Origin of the sequence: Herbaspirillum sp. DW155 (assembly GCF_037076565.1) — a bacterium.
GTDB lineage: Bacteria > Pseudomonadota > Gammaproteobacteria > Burkholderiales > Burkholderiaceae_D > Herbaspirillum.
Window position 1 is genome coordinate 960,231 of record NZ_AP029028.1, and the last position, 23,642, is coordinate 983,872.

Consider the following 23,642-nt stretch of genomic DNA (forward strand, 5'->3'; position numbering starts at 1 on the left):
TTAGCACCTAAATCAAGGATGAGTAGCAAATAAGCGGCGCCGCAGGCTCTACAGCCCCGCAGCAGGCGCCGCCCCGGTCACCAAAGCGGCACGGGCCAGCAGGGCAGGGACTGATTCCCACGGGCTGGCAACGGCGGAACTTCAATAACAAAGACATAGGCGGGCAAGTTTTCATGAATCCAAGCGAAGCAGCCATCGGGCAGGGCGCAGGTCAGCGCATCGCGGTCATCGGCGCCGGTATTTCCGGCCTGGCCAGCGCTTATCTGCTGGCGCGCAGGCATCAGGTGGTGCTGTTTGAATCCGCGCCAACGCTGGGCGGTCACGCCAATACCGTGGAGATCGCACCGGAGGGCCTGCCCTTCCCGGTCGATACCGGCTTCCTGGTCTTCAACGACTGGACCTATCCCAATCTGATTGCGCTATTCGAAGAGCTGAAGGTGCAGACCTATGACACCGACATGTCCTTCGGCGTCTCCATGGATGAAGGCGCCTTCGAATGGGCCGGCACCAGTCTCGATACCGTCTTCGCCCAGCGCAAGCGCCTGCTGCAGCCCTCGTTCCTGGGCATGCTGCGCGACATCCTGCGCTTCAACGGCGCGGCGCACGCCAACCTGGCCGCGTGCGAAGGGCGTCCGGTCAGCCTGCGCCAGTTGTTGAAGCAAGGCGGTTATGGCGCGATGTTCAGCGATGCCTATCTGATTCCCATGGCAGCGGCCATCTGGTCAAGTTCGCCTTCCGACATCCTCGACTTCCCGGCGGCGACCTTCCTGCGCTTTTGCATCAACCACGGCCTGCTGCAGGTCAACAACCGTCCGCGCTGGCGCACCGTGCGCGGCGGTTCGCGCGAGTACGTGCGCCGCATCGCGGCCACGCTCGACGATGTGCGGCTGGGCAGCCGACTGGTCAGCGTCACCCGTAACGAGCGCGGCGTACTGGTGCGCAGCGGCGGCACCGCACCACGCGAGGAACAGTTCGATGCCGTGGTCTTCGCCACGCACGCACCGCAGACCCTGGCCCTGTTGCAGGACGCCACCATCGCAGAACATCAGGTGCTTTCGGCCGTGCGCTACCAGGCCAATACCGCCTGGCTGCACAGCGACGTATCGCTCATGCCGCGTCTGGATAAAGTATGGTCGGCATGGAATTACCTCGGCTCGCGCCACAGCGACGGCAGCCGCGCCGTGTGCGTGAGCTACTGGCTCAATCGTCTGCAGGACCTGCCCTGCAAGACCGACATCGTGCTGACACTGAATCCGCCGCAGCCGCCCAATCCGGCCACCGTGATGGGCCGTTTCGATTACGAACATCCGGTCTTCGACCAGCCGGCCATCGATGCCCAGCGCCGCCTGCCCGAGATCCAGGGTCAGCATCGCGCCTGGTTCGCCGGCGCCTGGACCGGCTACGGTTTCCATGAAGACGGCCTGAAATCGGCCCTGCGCGTGATCAAGGACTTCGGCGTGACGCCGCATTGGGCCACCTTATGAACACCTCGCTACCATCGCGCACCGATGCCCCCGCGCTGCTCTTGCGCGGACAGGTGATGCACCAGCGCCTGCGTCCGGTGCTGCACAAGTTCGTCTATCCGGTGTTCTGCGTGCGGCTGGATCTGGCGCGACTGGACCAGGCCCGCAATGCCTGGTTCGGCGTGGACCGTCGCCGCCTGATGTGCGTGCGCACGCGCGACTATGGCCCGCGTGACGGCAGCGATCTGGCGCACTGGGTGCGCGGGCATCTGCAACAGGCCGGGTTGCCGCACGATGGCGCGATCTGGCTGCAGACCTTTCCGCGCCTGTTCGGCTTCGTTTTCAATCCGGTGAGTTTCTTCCTCTGCCACGACCGTGAAGGCCATCTGCGTGCCGTGCTGGCCGAGGTCAACAACACCTTTGGCGAGACCCAGCACTACCTGCTCTGCGCCCCCGCACAGGCCGTCATTGATGAGCACACGCGGCTGGTCTGCAACAAGCTGATGCACGTTTCGCCCTTCTGCGAAGTGCGCGGTTTCTATCGCTTCCGTTTCCGCGACCATGCCCGGCGCGGCGATACCGATGCAGCCACTGACACCGCCTTCGTCGGCATCGACTACTACGACCACGGCCACCCGGCCGAGGTGACGCAGGGCTTGCAGCCGCTCATGCGCACCTCCATCGGTGGCCATCTGTATCCGCTGACGGCGGCCTCGGCCTTGGCCGCGCTATGTGCGCAGCCGCTGCTCACGCTGGGTGTGGTCGCCCGTATCCACTGGCAAGCCTTGCTGTTGTGGCGCAAGCGTGTGCCCTGGTTCAGCAAGCCCGAGCGCAGCGCCGCCGCAGGAACTACTTCTGGAAAGGAAACCCTATCGTGAACCGCAGCCCCGCATTGCAGACTACCGGCCGCCGCGCCGGACCGATTTCGGCGCGCCTTTTCCTGGCGTTGCTGGAGCGCCTCAACCACGGCCATCTGGAACTGATCACGCCGCATGGCACCACGCTGACCTTCGGTGATCTGCGCCAGCCGCCCAGCGCGCAACTGCGCATCCATGACTGGCGCGCCTGCGCTGCCATCCTGCGCGCCGGTGACATCGGTTTCGGTGAAGCCTACGGCAACGGCTGGGTCGATACCCCGGACCTGGCCGCGCTGCTGCGCCTGGCCATGCGCAATCGTGCCACGCTGTCGGGCGCCGTCGAAGGGGGGCGCCTGGCCTCGTGGTGGTATCGCCTGCGCCATCTGCTGCGCGCCAATACGCGCAGCGGCAGTCGTCGCAACATCCACGCGCATTACGACCTGGGCAATGATTTCTATCGCCTGTGGCTGGACCCGACGATGACCTATTCCTCGGCCATCTTCAGCGAACCCGGCCAGAGCCTGGCCTCGGCGCAGGCCGCCAAGTATCAGCGCATCGTCGACCAGCTTGGCCTGCGCGCCGGTGACCGCGTGCTGGAGATCGGCTGCGGCTGGGGCGGCTTTGCCGAACATGCGGCGCGCCTGGGCATCCGCGTGCATGGCGTGACGATCTCGCCATCGCAACTGGCATTCGGCCAGGAACGCTTGCGCCACCAGCAGCTCGATCACCTGGCGCATCTGGAACTGTGCGACTACCGCGACCTGGAGGGCCAATACGACGCCATCGTCTCCATCGAGATGTTCGAGGCGGTGGGCGAGCGCTTCTGGCAGACCTATTTCGATACCGTCTCGGCACGTCTGAAAGCCGGTGGCCGCGCCCTGATCCAGTCGATCACGATTGACGAAGCCGTGTTCGAACGCTATCGCGACAGTGCCGACTTCATCCGCGAATTCATCTTCCCCGGCGGCATGCTGCCCAGCCACGAACGCTTCTCACGCGGCGCCCAGCGGGCCGGCTTGTCCACGCGCGACCGCTTCCACTTCGGCCGCGACTATGCCGAGACGCTGCGCCGCTGGAACGATGCCTTCCAGGCCCAGCGCGAGATCATTGCCGCACAGGGCTTTGATGAACGCTTCCGCCGCTTGTGGCAGCTGTATTACGTGTTCTGCGAAGTCGGCTTCGATGAAGGCCAGATCGACGTCGTGCAATTCCTCTTGCACAAGGAGTGAGTCATGGATGCCAAGCTGAAGCGACCGGGCCTGCCCGCGCGCCTGTGGCACTGGATGGGACTGGCGCTGCTGGCGCTGGTGCTGGGCGGCTGCGCCTCGCAGCAATTGTCGGACTATGCGGCCAGGACGCCGGTGTTCGATCCGGCCGTGTTCTTCAAGGGCCGCACCGAAGCCTGGGGCATGTTCCAGAAGCGCGGTGGCGAGGTGGCGCGGCGCTTCCACGTGGTCGTGACCGGCACCGTGGAGGGCAATACGCTGACCCTGGACGAGCGTTTCCGCTATGACGATGGCCAGACACAGACGCGTGTCTGGACCCTGGTGCGCCAGAGCGACAACAGCTGGCGTGGACGTGCCGGTGACGTCATCGGCGAGGCCATCGGCCAGACGGCCGGCAATGCGCTGCACTGGAATTACACGCTGCTGCTGCCGGTCAATGACAAGCAATACGAAGTCCAGATGGATGACTGGATGTACCAGATGGACGAGCGCACCCTCATCAATCGCACCAGCATGAGCAAGTTCGGTGTGGAAGTGGGCCAGGTCACGCTGTTCTTCCGCAAGGAGGGTGCATGAACACCCATACCAGACTGCTGCCCAAGGAGGCTGGCGAGGCCACCGGCGGCGATGGCAAGCGCGCGCCGATATCGCGTCCGGCCGTGCTGTTCGGCCCCATGAACCAGCCGGTCAGCGACCTGCGCGGCCTGCGCATCTGGCTGGTCGGTGCATCCAGCGGCATCGGTGCCGAGCTGGCGCGTCAGGCGCTGCAGGCCGGTGCCCGCGTGGCACTCTCGGCGCGCCGCGCCGATGTGTTGCAGGAGGTGGCGGCAGCCCACAAGAATGCCTTCATCGCGCCGCTGGACGTGCTTTGCCATGATGCCTGGCGCGACCAGCATGCGCGCATCGTGGAAGTCTTTGGCGGTATCGACCTGCTGGTGTTCTGCGCGGCCAGGTACCGGCCTGAACGCAGCTGGGAGGTTCAGGAAGACGAGGCCGAACACACCATCCGCACCAACCTTGCCAGTGTCTATTCCGCGCTGGGTGCGGCGCTGCCCGACATGCTGGCGCGCGGCAGTGGCGGCATCGCGCTGGTGGCCAGCGTGGCCGGCTATGTCGGCCTGCCGGGTGCGACCGTGTATGGACCCGGCAAGGCGGCGCTGATCAATCTGGCGGAAATTCTTTATAGCGATTTGCGCCCGAAGGGCTTGAATGTCTACCTGGTCAATCCCGGCTTCGTGAAGACCGAGCTGACCGACAAGAACGACTTCGCCATGCCCGCCATCCAGACCCCGCAGCAGGCAGCGACCGCCATCTGGCGCGGAATCGCCGAGGGCCGCTTCGAGATCCACTTCCCGCTGCGCTTCACGGCCTGGCTGAAGATCCTGCGGCTGCTGCCGTTCCGGCTGCGCTTCATGCTGTTCCAGCGCTTTTTGCTGAACTGATCATGCAGCACCTTGACCGATTGCTGGACTGGTATGGCGCGCTGGACCCCGGCAGCCTGGAACGGATTAGTGAATTTTATTCACAAGAGGCCCTGTTCAAAGACCCCTTCAACGACATCAAGGGCCTGCGTTCCATTCGCGCCATCTTTGCGCACATGTTCGAGGCGACGGAAGATCCGCGCTTCGTGATCCTGGAACGCATGGGGCAGGGCGGACAGGCCTTTGCCACCTGGCGTTTCGAGTTTCGGCTCAAGGGCCGGTTCTACACGGTGCTGGGGGCCACGCATTTCCGCTTCGATGCAGCGGGCCTGGTCACCGAACATCGCGATTACTGGGATGCGGCTGAAGAGCTGTGGCAGAAGCTGCCGGTCATTGGCGGGCCGGTGAAGTGGTTGCGGGGGAAGTTCAGGGCGACGGCCTAGTGATCCGGCCGCAATCAGTCCGTCGTACTCGGACTCCAGAACGCCTGCTTCACCGCCGGCAAGGCCAGCAGCCGTTCTACCAGGCCATCGAGTTCATCGCCATCCACCGAGGTCGCCGCCAGCGTGGCTTCGATTTCCACTTCATCTTCCGTAAAGGGTCGCACGTCCAGCCCATGCGTGGGATGACGACTCTGCTCCAGCATGTCGGTGACGGCGCTGAGCACGCTCTTCTGGTGTGCGCTCTCCACGATCAGGTGGATGGTGTTGGTCACTTCCACCGACGGCACATCCAGCGGCTTGCGGTTGATGGTATTGACCACCGGGCGCAGCAGCGTATTGGCGGCCAGTACGAAGATGGTGGCCAGGATCGCTTCCAGGATCAGATCCGCACCCGCCGCCGCACCCACCGCAGCCGACCCCCACAGCGTGGCCGCCGTATTGATGCCGCGCACGTTGCCTTCCTCGCGCATGATCACGCCCGCCCCCAGGAAGCCGACCCCCGATACCACGTAGGCCACTACATGCACCGCGCCGTCATGCCCGCCAATACGGTTGGCCATGTCGACGAAGACGGCGGCGCCCAGCGCCACCAGCACATTGGTGCGCAGGCCGGCGGTACGTTGGCGGTACTGGCGTTCCAGGCCGATCAGGCCGCCCAGCACAAAGGCGGCGGTCAGGCTGATGGCGGTGTCGAGCAGGGATTCGAGATTGATGTTGGCGATGATTTGCATGGGACTTCCGGTACGGTCAGGGGACAACGCAAAGAGCAGGCTGCGCAATGGTGCGCGATGATGCCCCAGGAATGCAACAGGGAAATGACAAACGCCCCGCCCCGCTGCGCGCTTGCCCGCTGCAAGCACCGCCGGCTCGGCCTAAAATCGCGGTCTGCGCCGGGGATGCTGAATTCCCGCAAGGCAAGATCACTTATCCACAAGGAGTTTCCATGAGCACCAAAGTAGCCCTGATCACCGCCGCCGGCAGCGGCATGGGCGCCGCTGCCGCGCGTCGCCTGGCCGCCGATGGCTTCCAGGTCGGCATCCTGTCTTCCTCCGGCCGTGGCGAGGCGCTGGCCGCCGAGCTGGGCGGTGTCGGCGTGACCGGATCGAACCAGTCGGTGGCAGACCTGCAGAAACTGGTCGACCAGGCCGTGGCCCGCTGGGGCCGCGTGGATGTGCTGGTCAACAGCGCCGGCCACGGTCCGCGTGCCCCCATCCTCGACATCACCGATGAAGACTGGCATCGCGGCATGGATACCTATCTGCTCAACGTGATCCGTCCCACGCGCCTGGTCACGCCGCTGATGCAGGCGCAAGGCGGCGGGGCCATCATCAACATTTCCTCGGCCTGGGCCTTCGAACCCTCCGACATGTTCCCGACCTCGGCGGTATTTCGCGCCGGACTGGCCGCGTTCACCAAGCTCTTCGCCGACAAGTACGCGCCCGAGAACATCCGCATCAACAACGTCCTGCCGGGCTGGATCGACAGCCTGCCGCAGCGCGAGGAACGCCGCGCCGGCGTGCCCATGCAGCGCTACGGCACCAGCGAGGAAGTGGCCGCGACCATCGCCTTCCTGGCCTCCAGCGGTGCCGGCTACATCACCGGACAAAACATCCGGGTCGATGGCGGGCTGATGCGTTCGCTGTGATACCTGAAATACGCGAAGCGCTGCAGTGAAGACGGCTCTGCACGGCAGGGCCGTTTTGCTGCTGTGCACCGTATTTCATTCTCATCGCTCTGGCGCGCAAAAAAGTATCAGTCCTTCTTCGCTGGTGATGTAGAAGCCGCAACCAGACGGGCACTAAGATGCAGCACATGACGAAAACTGCCCACAACGAATGGGCAGATTCAACAAGGAAAATGCTCTCGGCTGAGAGGAGACACGATGCAGCCCGACCTGGAACTGGTCCATATCCGCAAGGGTGAATCCTTCGCGGCATGGATGCACGGCTACCCCTTCCGTACCGTGCGCTGGCACTACCATCCGGAATACGAGATCCACCTCGTCGTGGCGACCTCGGGACGTTTCTACGTCGGCGACCATATCGGCGACTTCGCTCCCGGCCAGCTGGTGATGACCGGCCCCAATCTGCCGCAGAACTGGATTTCCGACATCGGCCGCGATGAAGTGGTGCCGGTGCGTTCGCTGGTGATCCAGTTCCCCGAGCAACTGGTGGACCAGTGCGCCGCCAGCATCCCCGAGATGGAAGCCATCATGCCGCTGCTCGAACGCAGCCATCGCGGCCTGCTGTTCGATGCCGCCACCAGCGACACGGTACGGCCGCTGATGCAGCGCCTGATCGACCAGCGTGGCCTGAAGCGCCTGGCCCTGTTCTGGGAAATCCTCGACGTACTGGCCAATTCGCCCGAACCGGAAGTGCTGGCCAGCCTCTCCTACAAGCTCGACCTGTCGGGCGTGAACAGCAGCGGGCTCAACCGCGCCATCGCCTACCTGCGCGAACACCTCACCGATGACATCGGCGAGCAGGACCTGGCCGACATGGTGGGCCAAAACCTGAGTACTTTCTCGCGTGCCTTCAAGCGCCATACCGGGACCACCCTGGTGCGCTACAAGAATCAGCTGCGCGTGGACCTGGCCTGCCTGGCCCTGCTCAACAAGCCGCAGGCGCGCATTACCGACATCTGCTACGAGACGGGTTTTTCCAATCTCTCCAATTTCAACCGGCACTTTCACAAGATCAAGGGCATGTCGCCCTCGGAGTTCCGCAATACCTTTGCCAGCAATGGCGTCTTTGCCGCCACCGGATAGTCGCGGCCACCCCGGAGAAATTATTTAAATCATTTCCCCATTCGGGGAAAACGCATTCAGGAAAGCCCCCGCTTTCCCGAACAGGACAGGTGTTGCCTGTCATCTCGCAACGAGCAATTTCATCATCAGCTACACGACCAACAACAATGGAGACTGCAATGAAGAAAGCACTGACCGCACTGGCCCTGTCGGCCGCCACCGTAGCCACGCTGGCCGCTTCCCCGGCAAGCGCCCAGGAACTGTCCAGGCTCAAGATCGGCATGAGCTTCCAGGAAATGAACAATCCCTATTTCGTCTCGATGAAAAAGGCCCTCGATGATGCGGCCAAGTCCTTCGGTGCCAAGGTCATCGTCACCGATGCCGCCCACAACGTGGCCAAGCAGATTGCCGACATCGAAGACATGCTGCAGCAGAACATCGACATCCTGCTCATCAATCCGACCGACTCGGCCGGCGTGGAAGCGGCCGTCAAGGCAGCCAAGGCGCGTAACGTCATCGTGGTGGCGGTCGATGCCAATGCCTCCGGTCCGGTGGACATGTTCGTCGGTTCCAAGAACAAGGACGCCGGTTACCAATCCTGCCGTGCGCTGGCCGATGCCATCGGCGGCAAGGGCGAGGTGGCCATCCTCGACGGCATTCCCGTGGTACCCATCCTGCAGCGCGTGGAGGGCTGCAAGCAGGCCCTGGGCGAATACAAGGACATCAAACTCGTGGCCACCCAGAACGGCCGCCAGGACCGCTCGGTGGCCTTGGGCGTGGTGGAAAACATGATCCAGTCGCGCCCCAACCTCAAGGGCATCTTCTCGGTCAATGACGGCGGTGCGATGGGTGCGCTGGCGGCCATCCAGGGCAGCGGCAAGGACATCAAGCTGACCTCGGTGGACGGTGCGCCCGAAGCCGTCAAGGCCATTGCCGATGGTGGCCCGTTCATCGAAACCACCGCGCAGTTCCCGCGTGACCAGGTGCGCGTGGGTCTGGCGATGGCGCTGGCCAAGAAGTGGGGCGCGCGCGTGGTGCCCAAGGAAGTGCCCATCGACGTCATGCCGGTGACCAAGAAGAACGCGGCCGGCTTCAGCTGGTAAGTCGCGGGCGCGCCGGTCATGATCCGTCGCGCCTTCCTTTCCCTCGATGGAGGCAGCCATGCTCCAACTGACTGGTATCAAGAAGAACTTCGGCCCGGTGACGGTGCTGCGCGGTGTCGATCTGGAGGTGCGCGCCGGTGAGGTCCACGCGCTGCTGGGCGAGAACGGCGCGGGTAAGTCCACGCTGATGAAAATCCTGTGCGGCATCGTCACCCCCGATGCCGGCGAGATCCGCATCGATGGACAGGCCTGTCGCTTCGACAGCTATCACGAGGCCATCGCCGCCGGTGTCGGTGTGGTGTTCCAGGAGTTTTCGCTGATCCCTTATCTGGATGCGGTGGACAACATGTTCCTGGCACGCGAGCTGCGCAGTTCCTTCGGCCTGCTCCAGCGCGCTGCCATGCGGCGTCGTGCGGCGCAGATCATCGCCCAGCTGGGCGTGGAGATTCCCCTGGACGTGCCGGTCTGCAAGCTCTCGGTGGCGCAGCAGCAGTTCGTCGAGATCGCCAAGGCGCTGGCACTCGAGGCCCGCATCCTGGTGCTGGATGAACCGACCGCAACGCTTACACCGGGCGAAGTCGAGCATCTCTTCAAGGTCATGCGCGGCCTGCGCGAGCAGGGTGTGGCGATCATCTTCATCTCGCATCATCTGGAAGAAATCTTCGAGATCTGCGACCGCATCACCGTGCTGCGCGACGGCACGTACATCGGCACCTGTGCCGTGAGCGAAGTGGATCAGGCGCGCCTGGTGGAGATGATGGTGGGGCGGCGCATCGAGAACTGCTTCCCGCCCAAGCCCGCCGTCGCGCCCGAGGGCGATGTGGTGCTGGAAGTGGAGGCCTTGCAGCTCAAGCGCAATGGCCCGGTGTCGCGCTTCCGGTTACGACGCGGCGAGATACTGGGCTTTGCCGGACTGGTCGGCTCGGGTCGTACCGAAACCGTGCTGGCCATGCTGGGCGCGCATCCGTCGGTGCAGTGCAAGCTCACCATGCGTGGCGTGCCGCTGCGCTTTGCCGATCCGGCACAAGCCCTGCAGGCGGGAATCGGCCTGCTGCCGGAAAGCCGCAAGGAACAAGGGCTCATCACCAGCTTCCCCATCCTGCACAACATCTCGCTGAACAACTACGGCAAGTATCGCGCGGGCGGTTTTTTCCTGGACCGCCGTCGCGAGGCCGAATCGACCCGCATGGCCATGCAGCGCGTGCGCGTGAAGGCGCCGGATGCACATGCGCGTGTCGATACGCTCTCCGGCGGCAACCAGCAGAAGGTGGTGATTGCGCGCTGGATCAATCACAACATGCAGGTGCTGATCTTCGATGAACCCACGCGCGGCATCGATGTGGGCGCCAAGGCCGAGATCTATCAGCTCATGCGCGAATTCACCGCGCAGGGCTATTCCATCATCATGATTTCTTCCGAGTTGCCGGAGGTGGTCGGCATGTCCGACCGGGTGTGCGTCTTCAAGGGCGGCGGCATCGTGGCCACCGTCGAAGGCGATGCCGTCACCGCCGAAGAAATCATGACCCATGCCACCACCGGGAGACTCCACCATGCAGCATGACGCAAATACCCTCGGCAGCGCCCCTGCGCGCGCCGCCTCGCAGGCGCGCTGGCGCGCTTTCATTCATTCACCGCTGGCACTGCCGCTGGCCGGGCTGGTCGTGGTCTCGCTCCTGATGGGGCTGGCCTCGGACAATTTCTTCACCGTCTCCAACTGGCTCAACGTGCTGCGCCAGGTGTCCATCGTCGGCATCCTCGCCGTGGGCATGACCTTCGTCATCCTCACCGGCGGCATCGATCTGTCGGTCGGTGCGGCCATGGCGCTGGCCGGCACCTTGTCGGCCGGGCTCATCGTCAACAGCGGCCTGCCCGCACCGCTGGCACTGCTGGCCGGGGTAGCGCTGGCGGTGGGCATCGGCCTGCTCAACGGCGCGCTGGTGGCATGGGGGCGCATGCCGGCCATCATCGTCACGCTGGCCACCATGGGCGTGGCACGCGGGGTCGGGCTGATCTATTCGGGCGGCTATCCGATCTCGGGTCTGCCCGGCTGGATATCGTGGTTCGGCGTCGGCCGCATCGGCATGATCCCGGTGCCGGTGATCCTGATGCTGGTGGTCTATGCACTGGCCTGGGTGCTGCTGCAGCGCACGCCCTTCGGTCGCCATGTCTATGCCATCGGCGGCAATGAGATGGCGGCGCGTCTGTCGGGCGTGAAGACCACGCGCATCAAGCTGGCCGTGTATGCGATTTCCGGTTTTACCTCGGGCGTGGCGGCGATCATCCTGACGGGCCGGCTGATGTCGGGCCAGCCCAATGCGGGCATGGGCTTCGAGCTGGATGCGATTGCCGCCGTGGTGCTGGGCGGCACCGCCATCGCCGGTGGTCGCGGGCTGGTGGTGGGCACGCTGATCGGCGCGGTGCTGCTGGGCATTCTCAACAACGGCCTGAACCTGATGGGCATCAATCCCTACCTGCAGGACATCATTCGTGGCGTGATCATCCTGCTGGCCATCTATATCGCCAGGGAATGGCGCTGAGCATTTCCATTCCTTTTTTTCATACTTAATTTCATTCACAAGGAGACAGAACATGAGCCAATCCCTCGCTGGCAAGATCGCCGTCATCACCGGGGCCGCCTCGGGCATCGGCCTGGCCACCACCGAAAAACTGCTGGCCAATGGCGTGACGGTGGTGATGGTGGACTGGAATGCCAAGGCGCTGCAGGAACTGGCAACGCGCCTGGGTCCGCAGGCCATCCCGCAGGTGACCAATCTGCTGGACGCCGACAGTTGCGCAGCGATGGTGCCGGAGATCCTCAAGAAGGTCGATCACATCGACATCCTCTACTGCAATGCCGGCACCTACATCGGCGGCGATCTGGTGGACACTACCCCCGAGGCCATCGACAAGATGCTCAACCTCAACGTCAACGCCGTGATGAAGAACGTGCATGCGGTGGCACCGCACATGATGGCACGCAAGAGCGGCGACATCATCGTCACCTGCTCGGTGGCCGGTCATTTCCCCACTTACTGGGAGCCGGTCTATGCCGGTTCCAAATGGGCCATCACCTGCTTCGTGCAGACCATGCGGCGCCAGATGATTCCCCATGGCGTGCGCGTCGGCCAGGTCTCGCCCGGCCCGGTGATCTCGGCGCTGCTGGCCGACTGGCCGGAAGAGAACCTGCGCAAGGCCAAGGAATCGGGCAGCCTCATCGAGCCCTCGGAAGTGGCCGATGCGGTCGAGTACATGCTGACCCGCAACCGCAATGTGACCATCCGCGATATGCTCGTGCTCCCCACCAATTTCGATCGCGTGTGAGTGCGTCAACGCGGCAGGTGGCCCTTTTCCAAACCAGCGAGGAAAGATGGAGACCTATCTGATCGGCATCGATGTAGGCACCGGCTCGGCCCGGGCCGGTGTGTTCGACCGCAACGGCAAGCTGTACGCCAGCGCCCGGCATGACATCGATCTCTTCCGCGACGAGCGCCGTGCGCGCGTCGAACAATCCAGTACGCAAATCTGGGCGGCCGTCTGCCATGCAGTGCGCGCAGCGGTCACCAAGGCCGGCATCGATGCGGCCGCCGTCGCCGGCATCGGCGTGGATGCCACCTGTTCGCTGGTGGTGCAGGGCGCGCCGGGCGGCGTGGGTGATGCCGCACATCCGGAGCGCGACGTCATCGTGTGGATGGATCACCGGGCGCTGGAGCAGGCGCAGCGCATCAATGCAGGCGGGCATGCGGTGCTGTCCTATGTGGGCGGCGTGATTTCGCCGGAGATGGAAACGCCCAAGCTGCTGTGGTTGAAGGAAAACCTGCCGGAGGTGTATCACGGGGCGGCGCAGTTCTTCGATCTCACCGATTTCCTGACCTGGAAGGCGACCGGTTCGCTGCAGCGCTCTTCCTGCACCGTGACCTGCAAATGGACCTATCTGGCCCATGAAGGACGCTGGGACGCCGACTACTTCCACCGCATCGGCCTGGGCGACCTGGCCGACCAGGGCTTTGCGCGCATCGGTCAGCAGGTGGTGTGGCCCGGTACGGCGCTGGAGGGGGGATTGTCGGTACAGGCTGCGCAGGAACTGCAATTGCGCCCCGGCATCGCGGTGGCCGCCGGGCTGATCGACGCCCATGCAGGCGGTGTGGGCACGGTGGCCGCACGCGGCGGTGCGGGGGATGCGGCGGCTTGCATGGCCTACGTGTTCGGCACGTCTTCCTGCACCATGACCAGCAATGCCGAAGCGGTCTTCGTGCCGGGCGTGTGGGGACCGTATTACAACGCGATGGCACCCGGCATGTGGTTGAACGAAGGCGGGCAGTCCGCCGCTGGCGCGGCCATCGATCATCTGCTGACCCTGCACCCGGCCGCGCCCGAGGCGCGCCGGCTGGCCGCTGCCGAGGGCATGGACTTGCCGCAATGGCTGGCTGCGCGTGCGCTGGCCGGCGTGCAACAGCCGGCCGATGCGGTCTGGCTGGCCGGACAGGTCAACGTGGTGCCGGAATTCCTGGGCAACCGTTCACCGCTGGCCGATCCGCAGACACGCGCAGTGCTGCTGGGGCTGGGCATGGAGCATGACATCGACAGCCTGGTCGCGCTCTACGTGGCCGGACTGTGCAGCCTGGGCTACGGCCTGCGCCAGATCATCGAGGCGCAGGCGACATGCGGGGTGCGCGTCGCCAGTATCTCGGTCTCGGGCGGCGCCGGCACCCATCCGCTGACGCGCCAGTTGCTGGCCGATGCTACCGGCTTGCCGGTGGAAGTCACTGCCTGCCCTGAACCGGTGCTGCTGGGCTCGGCCATGCTGGCGGCGGTAGCGACGGGCAGTTATGCGGACCTCAGGACCGCCATGACCGCCATGTCCAGCGTGGCCGGGCGCAATACCCCGACGGGTGAGGCCATCGGCCGCCTGCATGAAGCCCGTTATCAGGCCTTTCTCAAGAGCCAGCAACTGGCGCGCGAGGTGCGCGACAGCCTGGCCCCGCTGCTGGCCGCGCAGGCCGCAGGCACTCACTGAAAAAGGAAATGAACATGGAATTTGCCGGAACATCGGTCATCATCACCGGCGCCGGAAAGGGCATCGGCCGCGCCTGCGCGCGGCTGATGGCGCAACGCGGGGCGCAGGTGATTGCGCTGTCGCGTACGGCGGCGGATCTGGAGAGCCTGCGCGAGGAAATCGGCGGGCGATCGGTGCAGGTCGACCTGGCCGACCCGGTGGCCGCGCGGCGTGCCATGGAAGAGGCCGGCACGGCCGACTTTCTGATCAACAGCGCCGGCATCAACGTACTGCAAACCAGTACCGGGATGACCGATGCCGGCTATGAGGCGGTGCTGGGAGTGAACCTGCGGGCGGCCCTCATCACCTGCCAGGCCTTCGCCCTGGCCCGCATCGCCGCCGGTGGGGGCGGGGCCATCGTCAACATCACGTCGATTGCCGGCCATCGCGGCTTTGCCGAGCATCTCTGCTATGCCGCCTCCAAGGCCGGTCTGGAAGGGGCGACACGGGTACTGGCCAAGGAGCTGGGCGCGCATGGCATCCGCGTCAATGCGGTGGCGCCGACCATCACCCTGACCGAACTGGCCGAGGCCGCCTGGAGCGATCCGGCCAAATCGGCTCCGATGATGGTGCGCCATCCGCTGCAACGCTTCGCCTTGGCCGAAGACGTGGCCCGCAGCATTGCCATGCTGCTTTCTGCGGATGCCGCCATGCTGACCGGGGCGGTGGTGCCGGTGGATGGAGGCTTCCTGGCGGTCTAGCCGGTCCAGACGTCATCAGGGCGGCCCGAGAGCCGCCCTGATGAAGTTGACGCAGCCGCGCCAGCTTGTGGTAACCGGTCTGCTTCAGCGACCGATCTGGTGTCCGATCACGCCGCCCACGGCCGCGCCGCCCGCCGTACCAATGCCGCTGCCACCGGTCAGGATGGCGCCGCCCACGGCACCGATGGTGGCGCCGATGGCGGTGTTCTTGTCGCGGGTGCTCATGTTGCTGCAGCCGGTCATGGCGGTCAGCGCGATGGCGGTGAAGGAAATGGCAGCGATCTTGTGCAGTGTTTTCATGATTTTTTCCTGATCGTAAGGTTCAAACGTGTTCCGGATGTTCTTGAATGAGGGTCCGGCTGGCGCATGCTGCCCCAAGGGAGCCGGCACACGGGAGCGGGTATGGCAATAGACCGGCCCTTTCTCGAAAAAATTCGAGATGCAACACGTTCTCTTACAGTTGTTACATACTCTGGCCTGCGCCGTATCGGCCCTTGGGAAGAGGGCGATCCGACGTGCTTGCAGTTGTTTCTTCCACGACAAACAGACCAGAGAGCCTCATGATCCTGACCTCCCGCCTGCGCCGGGCCGCGCGCCTTTTGTTCACTTCCGCCTGTCTGCTGCTGGGAGCCGCCCCGCTGCACGCCGCCGAGCCGCCCAAACCGGTCGAAGGCAGCTGGGTGGCACCGCGCTTCCAGTTCCATACCGGCCAGACCCTGGAGAACCTGCGCCTGCACTACATCACCCTGGGCGAGCGCAGCAACCCGGCGGTGCTGGTACTGCACGGCACCTACCAGAGCGCCGGGGCGATGCTGTCCAGGGACTTCGCCGGCCAGTTGTTCGGGCCCGGCCAGCCGCTGGATGCCAGCAGGTACTTCATCATCATTCCCGACGGCATCGGCGTGGGCAAGTCCACCAAGCCCTCCGACGGCCTGCGCGCGGCCTTCCCGCAGTACAACTATGACGACATGGTGCTGGCGCAATACCGCATGCTCACCGAAGGCATGGGCATTACGCATCTGCGCCTGATCATCGGCAATTCCATGGGAGGCATGCAGACGTGGATCTGGGGTGGCACCTATCCCGGCTTTGCCGATGGCCTGGTACCGATGGCCTCGCAGCCCACCGAGATGGCCGGCCGCAACTGGATGATGCGGCGCATGCTGGTCGAATCGATCAAGCAGGACCCGGCCTGGAACAACGGCAACTACACCACCCAGCCGCCGTCGCTGCGGCTGGCCAACAACATGTTCGTCTTCGCCACCAATGGCGGCACGCTGGCCTACCAGGCCATTGCCGGCACGCATGCACAGGCCGACAAGCTGGTCGATGAACGCCTGGCCGCGCCCGTGACCGCGGACGCCAATGACTTCATCTACCAGTGGGGTTCCTCGGCCGACTACAACGCGGCACCGGGTCTGTCGAAGATCAGGGTGCCGGTGCTGGCCATCAATTCCGCCGACGATGAACGCAATCCGCCCGAGACCGGCATCATGCAGGCCGCCCTGAAGGACGTGCCGGGTGCGCAGTTGCTGCTGATCCCGGCCAGCGCCGAGACGCGCGGCCATGGCACCACCGCCATGGCGCGCTTCTACGTGCGTGAGCTGGCGCAGTTCCTGCAGTCGCTGCCGCAGCGCTGAGGCCGGAGGCGCTCATGCACACGCGGCAACGGCGCTATGCCCTGGCGCTGCTGGCCGTGCTGGCCCAGCCGGCCAGTGCGGCCACCGGCTACTACCTGGTCAACGTCTATTCCGACCCCGGGCAGTGGACGCTGGATTACAAGTACTGGAACGCCAAGTCCGATGTCGCTCCACCGGTCGGCTCTCCCGAACTGGGCGTGGGCTATGGCGTCAATTCGCGCTGGTACACCGAGCTGTATGGTGTGACCCAGCAGGACGCCGTGCAGGGCACGCAGATGATGAGCATGAACTGGCAGAACGATGTCTTGCTGACCCAGGGCCAGTATCCCGTCGATCTGGCCATCCACACCGATATCGGCCAGTACCGCAACAGCCAGCGCCAGGGTTATGCACTGGAGTGGGGACCGGCCTTGCAGACCGAATGGTGGCGCACGCAGTTCAATGCCAACCTGTTCTTCCAGCGCGACTACCGGACCGTGCAGGGCGGGCCGACCCAGTTGGTTTACCAATGGCAGGTGCGGCAGCACTGGCGGCCCCTGTTCAACTTCGGGCTGCAAGGCTTTGGCGAGCTGGGGCGCTGGGATCACTGGGCCGGGCGCGATGAGCAGTCGCATCGCGCCGGGCCGGCCATCTTCGGCACCCTGCGCATGGGGCATCAGTTTCTCAAGTACGAAGCGGCCTACCTGTTCGGTACCAATTCCACCATCAGTGCCCGCACTTTCACCATGCGCCTGCAATTGGGATTCTGAAGGGCGCTGCCCACCTGGCATCAGCCGTAGTACGAGGGCGCGCGGACCGACACGCGCAGAGGACGGTCCAGCTGGCGCGTCCAGGCGCCGTAGGTCTGGTCGGCGACGATGCGCAGGGCGGCGATGCGTTCGGGCAGATGGTCGAGGATCTGTGCCAGGCTCTGCGCGGCCGGGCCGTGCGCGCACAGCAGTTCGTTGCGTCCGGCGGCACACCAGTTGCGCACGCTTTCTTCGGTCACTTCCAGATGGCCCTGGAAACCCCACTGCCGGCCGCGCATGAATCCCTTGTTCAGGCAATGGCTGCCATACATGGTGCGCACCGCGCCGGTGGGAATTTCGAAGGTGTCGTAATGCCAGTTGAACAGCGTCACCTGGCGCGCCAGACCCATGCGCTGCTGCGCGGGAGGGGTGACCCAGACCGGGCTCCAGCCGATGTTGGGACAGAGGTTGCGGCTGACCTGCGCACCCATGGCACGGGCCAGCAATTGCGCACCGAAGCAGTGGCCCAGCACGGGGACGTTACGGGCCAGGGCATTTTGCAGGAGAGCCTGTTCGGCGCGAATCCAGGGCAGGTCTTCATTGACGCTGTGGTCGCTGCCCAGCGAGATGATGCCGGAGAACTGGCTGGCATCGCGAGGGGCATCGCCTTCTTCGGCGGGGTGGTACAGGCGATAGGGCAGGGCATGCTGTTCCAGATGTTCCAGCAGGACGCCGGGGCCCTGCGTACTTTCATGCTGGAAGATGGCGATCGGTCTCATACAAGGGGGACGGGCGCGAGCCGGTCCGTAGTGGAGGAGACCTCAATGTAGGATCGGGCGCGTAAAAATCGGGTTGTATTTTTGGGGGAATGTGTAAACGGCGCGTAAAGCGATTGCATCTCACAAGAGAACGGGCACGGGGCAGATTTTCTGTCGCTTATCGGATAGGCCTTCTCAAGCCGTCCTCACCTCCAGCGGCACCCGCTGCAAAAAGCGTTCGAACGAGCCCAAAAAGGCCTGTTCAGGCGCAGACAGCCTGCGCCCTCCATGCCAGGTCAGGAACACGTCGATCTCGGCCACCGGTGCGCCCAGCGGCAGCACCTTCAACTGGCCATCGGCCACGTCCGCTCCGATCAGGTGCTCGGGCAGGAAACTCAGTCCGACGCCGGCCACCACCAGGCGGCGGATTTCTTCCACGTGCGGCGAGGTCGCCGCGATATGGCCGGTGAAGCCCTGCTGATCGCGGAAGACCGTCAGCGGCGAGAGCGTATCGCCCAGCTGGTCGCTGGCGAAACAGACAAAATTCTGAACCAGCAGTTCGGTCATGCTGACACTGCGTCGGGCAAACAACGGATGATGCCGTCCGCATACCAGCACGTAGCGATGCCGCAGGAACAGCCGCCGTTCCAGTTTTTCCACCGGCTTGCGGCACAGACACAAGCCCAGGCCGCTGCTGCCCTTGGCCAGGGTGTCGAGAATGGCGGCACTCTGCATGACATCGATGCGGAATTCCACGCGCGGATAGCGGCGATGGAATCGCGCCAGGAAATCGTCATACGCCGCGCTCTGAACCCGGCTCATCAGCAGCAGGCGCAGCGTACCCGCCACATCCTCGCCCGCATGTCCGGCCGCGACCTCGATGCGCGCCACCATGCCATACATCTCGCGTGCCACGGCATAGATTTCCTCGCCCAGCGGGGTCAGGCGGAATTCGCCATGACGCCGGTGCAGCAGCACGCCTCCGAGATTGTCCTCCAGCCGGCGCAATGCCTGACTGACCGCAGGCTGGCTCAGGCACAGCGCACCGGCGGCGCGCCCGACGCCGCGTTCCTGCACGACGAACATGAAGGTCCGCAACAGGTTCCAGTCCATGCGCTCGGAGGAGAACGCGGGCAGGGGCGGGCGCAGGCTGGCGTGATCGTGGCGCATGAGGGGCTCGGCGAAGGAAGATCGGAGAGATTCAGATGGACTCCAGTCCGGCAAAGAAGCGCGCCGCGTTATCCTGCAATCCGGCCAGATAGTAACCCCCTTCCTGCACCACCAGCGTGGGCAAGCCCAATGCGCCGATCTCGCGTCCCAGCCGCTCGAAGCCGGCACTGCTCACGCCCACCACGGCCTGCGGGTCTTTCTCGAAGATATCGAAGCCCAGCGCCAGCACCAGTACCTCCGGCTGATACAGCGCAATGGCGCGGCAAGCCTGCGTCAGCCGCGCGAAGAACACCGCTTCGGACGCGCCGTGCGGCATGGGCAGATTGAGGTTGTAGCCCAGGCCCTCGCCGCTGCCACGCTCTTCTTCGAAACCCGCCACTGCGGGATAGAAATTCTCCGGGTCGCCGTGGATGGAGATGTACATCACGTCACGCCGCGCGTAAAAGATTTCCTGGATACCCTGGCCGTGATGCATGTCGGTATCGAGGATCAGGACGCGGCGATGTTTTTCACTCAGCATCTGCGCGGCGATGGCGGCATTGTTCAGATAGCAGAACCCGCCCGCCGCATCGCGCCGCGCATGATGGCCGGGCGGGCGGCACAGCGCATAGGCACGCCGTTCGCCCTGCAGCAGCGCCTGCGCGCCGGCCACGGCGCACTGCGCCGACCAGTAAGCCGATTGCCACGTATGCGGCCCCACCGGACAGCTGCCGTCGGCGAGGTAGCGTGCCGCCTTGGCCAGCACGCCACGCAGCGGATTGGGTTCGCGCATGAAGACGTTGGAGACCACTTCCTGACCCCAGTCATCAGGCAAGGCCATCCACTGCGCATGGGCCTCCTGCAGGAATTGCAGATAGTCCAGCGCGTGCACGGCGCTGATGGCGGCCGCTCCGGCATCCGCTGGTGGCTGTACCGCAAAGCCCAGACGCTTGGCCTGCGCGGCCAGTTCGTCCAGCCGTTGCGGCACTTCCTGCGGTATGCGCATCTTGCCGCGCGAGTAGTAGCTCTGGGGGTGGTGCAGCTTTTGTGCGGGATGGTAAAAAGTTTTCATCGGCTCTCCTGCATGTGCAGACGATGAGACATGGACATGGCGCGCTCCCGCCCTAGCCGCGCCACGCACAGCATCGACAGCAGCGAGAGACACGAGAACAGCAGCGCCAGCGGCCACCACTGGCCCCGGAACTGTTCGGCCAGGACCGTGCCCAAGAGCGGCGTGAGACCACCGAAGATGGCCCCCGAGACCTGGTAGGCCATGGAGATGCCGGTATAGCGGATACGCGTCGGGAAGGCTTCGCTGACGAAGCCGGCGATGACCGCGTAATACGCGCCGATGAAGAGGATGGCGATGGCGACCCCGGCCGTGACACTGACCAGCGAACCGAGATCGACCAGCGAAAACATGGCATAGGGCGAGACGACCGAGAGCGCCGCCATCGTCACCAGGAAACGGTGATTGCCCCACAGCCGCGCCAGATGGGCCGCTACAGGCGTGATGAAGAATTGCATCACCGATACCAGCAGCAAGCCGTTCAATACCAGGGCCCGCTCCAGATGCAGGTATTGCGTGGTGTAGACCAACATGAAGGTATTGGTAAAGTAGAAGCCCGCGATACCGAGCACGTTGGCGCCGATGGCCAGCATCAACAGGCCGGGCGCACCGCGCAGCACTTCGGCCAGAGGCGCAATTTCTGCTGTGGCGGCAGCAGGTGCGCTGGCGCGGCGCTGCTGCTCATCCAGGAAATCCGGCGACTCCTGCACCGAGAGCCGGATCGCAAAACCGACCGCCAGCAGCAGGGCGCTCATCAGGAAGGGAATGCGCCAGCCCCAGCCGAGGAAGGCGGCATTGTCGATGCTGCTGACCAGTTTGAACATGAGCGTGGCCAGGATCAGCCCGGCCGGACTGCCCAGCTGCGCGAAGGAGGCCAGAAAGGTGCGGCGGCTCTGGTCCGGCGAGTGCTCACTGGCCATGAGCACGGCACCGCCCCATTCGCCACCCACGGCGATGCCCTGGACGAAGCGCAGCGCCACCAGCGCAATGGGCGCCCAGATACCGATGCTGGCATAGGTCGGCAGCAGTCCGATGAGGACTGTGACCGTGCCCATCATCAGGAGCGTGATGACCAGCGATTTCTTGCGGCCTACGCGGTCGCCGATATAGCCGAACACCGCGCCGCCCAGCGGCCGCGCCAGGAAACCCACGGCGAAAGTGCCGAAGGAGGCCAGCGTGCCGTAGAAGCCGCTGGTAGTGGGAAAGAACAGTTTGCCGAACACCAGGGCCGATGCCGTGGCATAGATGTAGAAGTCGTACCATTCGATCATGGTGCCGACGAATGCCGCCAGCGAGGCGCGTACGGGCTGGTGACGTGATGCTGCGGTGTGCATGGTTCAGTCTCCCGATGTGGTTGGCGAGGTGAGGGGAACTGAAGTTATACGGCCGGCGGGTTCATAAGAAAAATTAGCTTTTTGAATTCCTTACATTAGGAATTCTTATCATGCAAGCAGTCCTTTTATCGAACCGTCGGAGCTGTTGACGTTGAGTGCAAGTCGCTGTGACGGCAGCCTTCGACAGGTGTTGCGTATAGCGAGCCTTCCTCGATCCCGCCCCTGTGAAGATGCTGCACGACCAGAATGAACGTCAAACCACAAGCCGCAATTACCCGCGCGGCGCAGCGCCCAGTTGCCTGGCCATGGTCTTGACGGCCAGATGATGAATGCTGCCGAGCATGCGCAACTGAGACGCCCGAAGATGTGCGGGAACATCGCTGCGGGCGGCGAATTCGTCCTGCAATGCCAGCGAGGCAGCTTCGACCTGATCGGTCATTCGCGAGACTTCGCGCTGGAAGCTGATGTTGCCCACGCCCAGTTGCCGCGCGAACGTCTGCAAGTGTGCAAGCGTGAGCTCGTTGTAATGGCGCGCTTCGCCCACGGGGAAAGACATCGGAATGGCTGGCCAGCATGCTTCCCCCGGCCCCAGCAGTTCCGGACGCGCCCATGCGCCGATACTGAGCAGATCGTAATGCGGTGCCAGTTCGTAGCCGTCGGTGCCGGCATACAGCGAGAGATTCTTCAGGTGCGCATCGCTGTTGCCGATCAGGATGTTGAAGAGCGTCCAGCGAAACAATGCGGTACGAGCAGTCGCCGGGGTGCGGCATTTCTCCAGGATATCCAGCAAGGCCCTTATACCGGAATGCGCGTATTTGGCTGCGGCAGAGAGCGACAGGACCTGGGCCGCATCCAGTGTGTGCAGGCGGCGTACCCGGTCGGCCTCGATCTTGCGGTCGAAGCGCTCTACGATGTACACCGGCGAAGGTACGTAGCGCAGCTCGACCTTGGGCACCATCAAGCCCAGCTGCTGCGCCAGCCTGGCACAGAACCATTCGTTGACGGCGCTGCTCGGATAGTGTGCGCTCAGCACATCGGGCTTGAGGATATGGGTCGATGCCAGGCTGCCGGTCGGTTCGAACAGTTTGCCATCCTGCAGCACCACCGCGATCTTCTGCTGGGCACCGGCCAGTGACATTTTCTTCGGTGCAGTCGCCCAGAGCGGTTGTCGCGGCATGGCACGGATGCGCCTTTCCAGCTCCTCGTCCGATAGCGGCACCCGTGTCGATGGCGGCAGTGTCGCGCCTGGTGCCAGCAAGGTGATTGCGCCGGCAGATTCGGCACCGAAGTGTTCCAGCATGGACCAGGCATCGACCGTCTGCGTGGCGTCCTTCCTCATGAACGCCATCAAATCCAGGCGCGCACCTTCTTCGGGCAGCAGATTGTCGAAGAACCATTGCACCGGACGCGTCGTGCCTTCGTCCTGATGCAGCGCGGCTGTCAGCGGGAGTGCGGGAGAGAGTTCGTGTCCGGTGCTGATCCAGTCCTGCGCATATCGGAAGGACCACACGCCCGTGTTCTCGAAAAGCTGGCCCACCGGTTTGTCATCGATGAAGACATTGAGCTGCCGGTTCATGGGCGTGCTCGCCTGCGCTTGCTATCCTGCGCTGAGGCAGCAATGGCTTGTTCGTCGATGGCAGGAGGCAGCGAGAGGTGCAGTTCAATGCCCAGTTCACGCATGGCCGAAAACAGCTTTTCTACGGCTATCGTCGTCTCGCCCTGCTCCTGCCGTCGCAACAAGGTTTGTGAGGTGTTCAAGGTCTCCGCCAGGTCGGCCAGTGGCACGTTGAGACCTACCCGCACAGCGCGCAATACGCTGCCCAGTTCTTGCGGCGAGGTGACTTTCATGGGGCATCCTAAGCGTGTGATATTGCTCTATTATTGCGATTTACACGCTACGGTCAAGATAAAAGTGTGAAATCGCTCTTTTATATGCAGAAGAGGGTGCGCT

The 23,642-nt window shown here is 64.2% G+C and carries 24 protein-coding genes; 16 read left to right on the forward strand and 8 right to left on the reverse strand.

Going from position 1 to position 23,642, the window contains the following annotated elements:
* Positions 1-173 precede the first annotated feature (173 nt).
* Genes AACH55_RS04350 through AACH55_RS04375 form a run of 6 tightly spaced genes read left to right on the forward strand, consistent with a single transcriptional unit; the run spans position 174 to position 5,410 of the window.
* On the forward strand, positions 174-1,484 hold the full coding sequence (locus tag AACH55_RS04350; protein ID WP_338718201.1) for an FAD-dependent oxidoreductase: 1,311 nt from the start codon (positions 174-176) through the stop codon (positions 1,482-1,484).
* On the forward strand, positions 1,481-2,341 hold the full coding sequence (locus tag AACH55_RS04355; RefSeq protein WP_338718202.1) for a DUF1365 domain-containing protein: 861 nt from the start codon (positions 1,481-1,483) through the stop codon (positions 2,339-2,341). Before AACH55_RS04350 ends, AACH55_RS04355 begins: the two co-directional genes overlap by 4 nt.
* On the forward strand, positions 2,338-3,549 hold the full coding sequence (locus AACH55_RS04360; RefSeq protein ID WP_338718204.1) for a cyclopropane-fatty-acyl-phospholipid synthase family protein: 1,212 nt from the start codon (positions 2,338-2,340) through the stop codon (positions 3,547-3,549). The genes AACH55_RS04355 and AACH55_RS04360 overlap by 4 nt, the downstream gene beginning before the upstream one ends.
* A gap of 3 nt (positions 3,550-3,552) precedes the next feature.
* Positions 3,553-4,122 (forward strand): DUF3833 domain-containing protein, encoded by a 570-nt coding sequence (locus AACH55_RS04365; protein WP_338718205.1) that lies wholly within the window; start codon positions 3,553-3,555, stop codon positions 4,120-4,122.
* Positions 4,119-4,988, forward strand: a complete 870-nt coding sequence (locus AACH55_RS04370) for an SDR family NAD(P)-dependent oxidoreductase (protein ID WP_338718206.1) — start codon at positions 4,119-4,121, stop codon at positions 4,986-4,988. The genes AACH55_RS04365 and AACH55_RS04370 overlap by 4 nt, the downstream gene beginning before the upstream one ends.
* A gap of 2 nt (positions 4,989-4,990) precedes the next feature.
* Positions 4,991-5,410, forward strand: coding sequence for a nuclear transport factor 2 family protein (locus tag AACH55_RS04375; protein WP_338718208.1), 420 nt, complete (start codon positions 4,991-4,993; stop codon positions 5,408-5,410).
* A 14-nt stretch (positions 5,411-5,424) separates the two neighbouring features.
* Here the strand turns inward: AACH55_RS04375 and AACH55_RS04380 are convergent, their stop codons facing one another.
* Positions 5,425-6,141, reverse strand: coding sequence for an MgtC/SapB family protein (locus tag AACH55_RS04380; protein WP_338718209.1), 717 nt, complete (start codon positions 6,139-6,141; stop codon positions 5,425-5,427).
* A gap of 212 nt (positions 6,142-6,353) precedes the next feature.
* On the opposite strand from AACH55_RS04380, the gene AACH55_RS04385 reads away from it, so the two are divergent.
* The 8 genes from AACH55_RS04385 (at position 6,354) to AACH55_RS04420 (ending at position 15,013) form a co-directional block, all read left to right on the forward strand.
* A complete protein-coding gene (locus AACH55_RS04385; protein WP_338718210.1) occupies positions 6,354-7,055 on the forward strand; it encodes an SDR family oxidoreductase in 702 nt (233 codons plus the stop codon).
* 237 nt (positions 7,056-7,292) lie between these two features.
* On the forward strand, positions 7,293-8,177 hold the full coding sequence (locus AACH55_RS04390; RefSeq protein WP_338718211.1) for an AraC family transcriptional regulator: 885 nt from the start codon (positions 7,293-7,295) through the stop codon (positions 8,175-8,177).
* A gap of 158 nt (positions 8,178-8,335) precedes the next feature.
* Entirely contained in the window at positions 8,336-9,259 is a 924-nt protein-coding gene (locus AACH55_RS04395) for an ABC transporter substrate-binding protein (RefSeq protein ID WP_338718212.1), read from the forward strand.
* Positions 9,260-9,317: 58 nt separating this feature from the next.
* Positions 9,318-10,820 carry a sugar ABC transporter ATP-binding protein gene (locus tag AACH55_RS04400; RefSeq protein ID WP_338718213.1) on the forward strand — a complete coding sequence of 501 codons (1,503 nt, stop codon included), beginning with the start codon at positions 9,318-9,320 and terminating at the stop codon, positions 10,818-10,820.
* Positions 10,810-11,796 carry a ribose ABC transporter permease gene (locus AACH55_RS04405; protein ID WP_338718214.1) on the forward strand — a complete coding sequence of 329 codons (987 nt, stop codon included), beginning with the start codon at positions 10,810-10,812 and terminating at the stop codon, positions 11,794-11,796. The genes AACH55_RS04400 and AACH55_RS04405 overlap by 11 nt, the downstream gene beginning before the upstream one ends.
* Before the next feature lie 52 nt (positions 11,797-11,848).
* A complete protein-coding gene (locus tag AACH55_RS04410; RefSeq protein WP_338718215.1) occupies positions 11,849-12,580 on the forward strand; it encodes an SDR family oxidoreductase in 732 nt (243 codons plus the stop codon).
* A 46-nt stretch (positions 12,581-12,626) separates the two neighbouring features.
* Positions 12,627-14,273 (forward strand): FGGY-family carbohydrate kinase, encoded by a 1,647-nt coding sequence (locus AACH55_RS04415; RefSeq protein ID WP_338718216.1) that lies wholly within the window; start codon positions 12,627-12,629, stop codon positions 14,271-14,273.
* Positions 14,274-14,287: 14 nt separating this feature from the next.
* On the forward strand, positions 14,288-15,013 hold the full coding sequence (locus AACH55_RS04420) for an SDR family oxidoreductase (RefSeq protein ID WP_338718217.1): 726 nt from the start codon (positions 14,288-14,290) through the stop codon (positions 15,011-15,013).
* An 84-nt stretch (positions 15,014-15,097) separates the two neighbouring features.
* Here AACH55_RS04420 and AACH55_RS04425 read toward each other — a convergent pair whose 3' ends face one another.
* Positions 15,098-15,313: a glycine zipper 2TM domain-containing protein gene (locus AACH55_RS04425; RefSeq protein WP_338718218.1), complete on the reverse strand. Its 216-nt coding sequence runs from the start codon at positions 15,311-15,313 to the stop codon at positions 15,098-15,100.
* Positions 15,314-15,573: 260 nt separating this feature from the next.
* Between AACH55_RS04425 and AACH55_RS04430 the strand changes: the two genes are divergently transcribed.
* Together AACH55_RS04430 and AACH55_RS04435 are read left to right on the forward strand one after the other, a co-directional pair.
* Complete coding sequence (locus tag AACH55_RS04430) at positions 15,574-16,653, forward strand: alpha/beta fold hydrolase (protein ID WP_338718219.1); 1,080 nt, start codon at positions 15,574-15,576, stop codon at positions 16,651-16,653.
* Positions 16,654-16,667: 14 nt separating this feature from the next.
* Positions 16,668-17,402, forward strand: coding sequence for a hypothetical protein (locus AACH55_RS04435; protein ID WP_338718220.1), 735 nt, complete (start codon positions 16,668-16,670; stop codon positions 17,400-17,402).
* 20 nt (positions 17,403-17,422) lie between these two features.
* Here AACH55_RS04435 and AACH55_RS04440 read toward each other — a convergent pair whose 3' ends face one another.
* The 6 genes from AACH55_RS04440 to AACH55_RS04465 form a co-directional block, all read right to left on the reverse strand.
* The gene (locus AACH55_RS04440; protein WP_338718221.1) at positions 17,423-18,160 is read right to left on the reverse strand and encodes a type 1 glutamine amidotransferase; all 738 of its coding nucleotides are present in this window, start codon (positions 18,158-18,160) and stop codon (positions 17,423-17,425) included.
* Between the two features lie 174 nt (positions 18,161-18,334).
* Entirely contained in the window at positions 18,335-19,309 is a 975-nt protein-coding gene (locus AACH55_RS04445; protein ID WP_338718222.1) for a LysR family transcriptional regulator, read from the reverse strand.
* A 31-nt stretch (positions 19,310-19,340) separates the two neighbouring features.
* Positions 19,341-20,360: a histone deacetylase family protein gene (locus tag AACH55_RS04450; protein WP_338718223.1), complete on the reverse strand. Its 1,020-nt coding sequence runs from the start codon at positions 20,358-20,360 to the stop codon at positions 19,341-19,343.
* The gene (locus AACH55_RS04455) at positions 20,357-21,691 is read right to left on the reverse strand and encodes an MFS transporter (RefSeq protein WP_338718224.1); all 1,335 of its coding nucleotides are present in this window, start codon (positions 21,689-21,691) and stop codon (positions 20,357-20,359) included. Before AACH55_RS04455 ends, AACH55_RS04450 begins: the two co-directional genes overlap by 4 nt.
* A 271-nt stretch (positions 21,692-21,962) precedes the next feature.
* Positions 21,963-23,267 (reverse strand): HipA domain-containing protein, encoded by a 1,305-nt coding sequence (locus tag AACH55_RS04460; RefSeq protein ID WP_338718225.1) that lies wholly within the window; start codon positions 23,265-23,267, stop codon positions 21,963-21,965.
* Positions 23,264-23,539, reverse strand: a complete 276-nt coding sequence (locus AACH55_RS04465) for a hypothetical protein (RefSeq protein ID WP_338718226.1) — start codon at positions 23,537-23,539, stop codon at positions 23,264-23,266. Before AACH55_RS04465 ends, AACH55_RS04460 begins: the two co-directional genes overlap by 4 nt.
* Between the last annotated feature and the right edge of the window lie 103 nt (positions 23,540-23,642).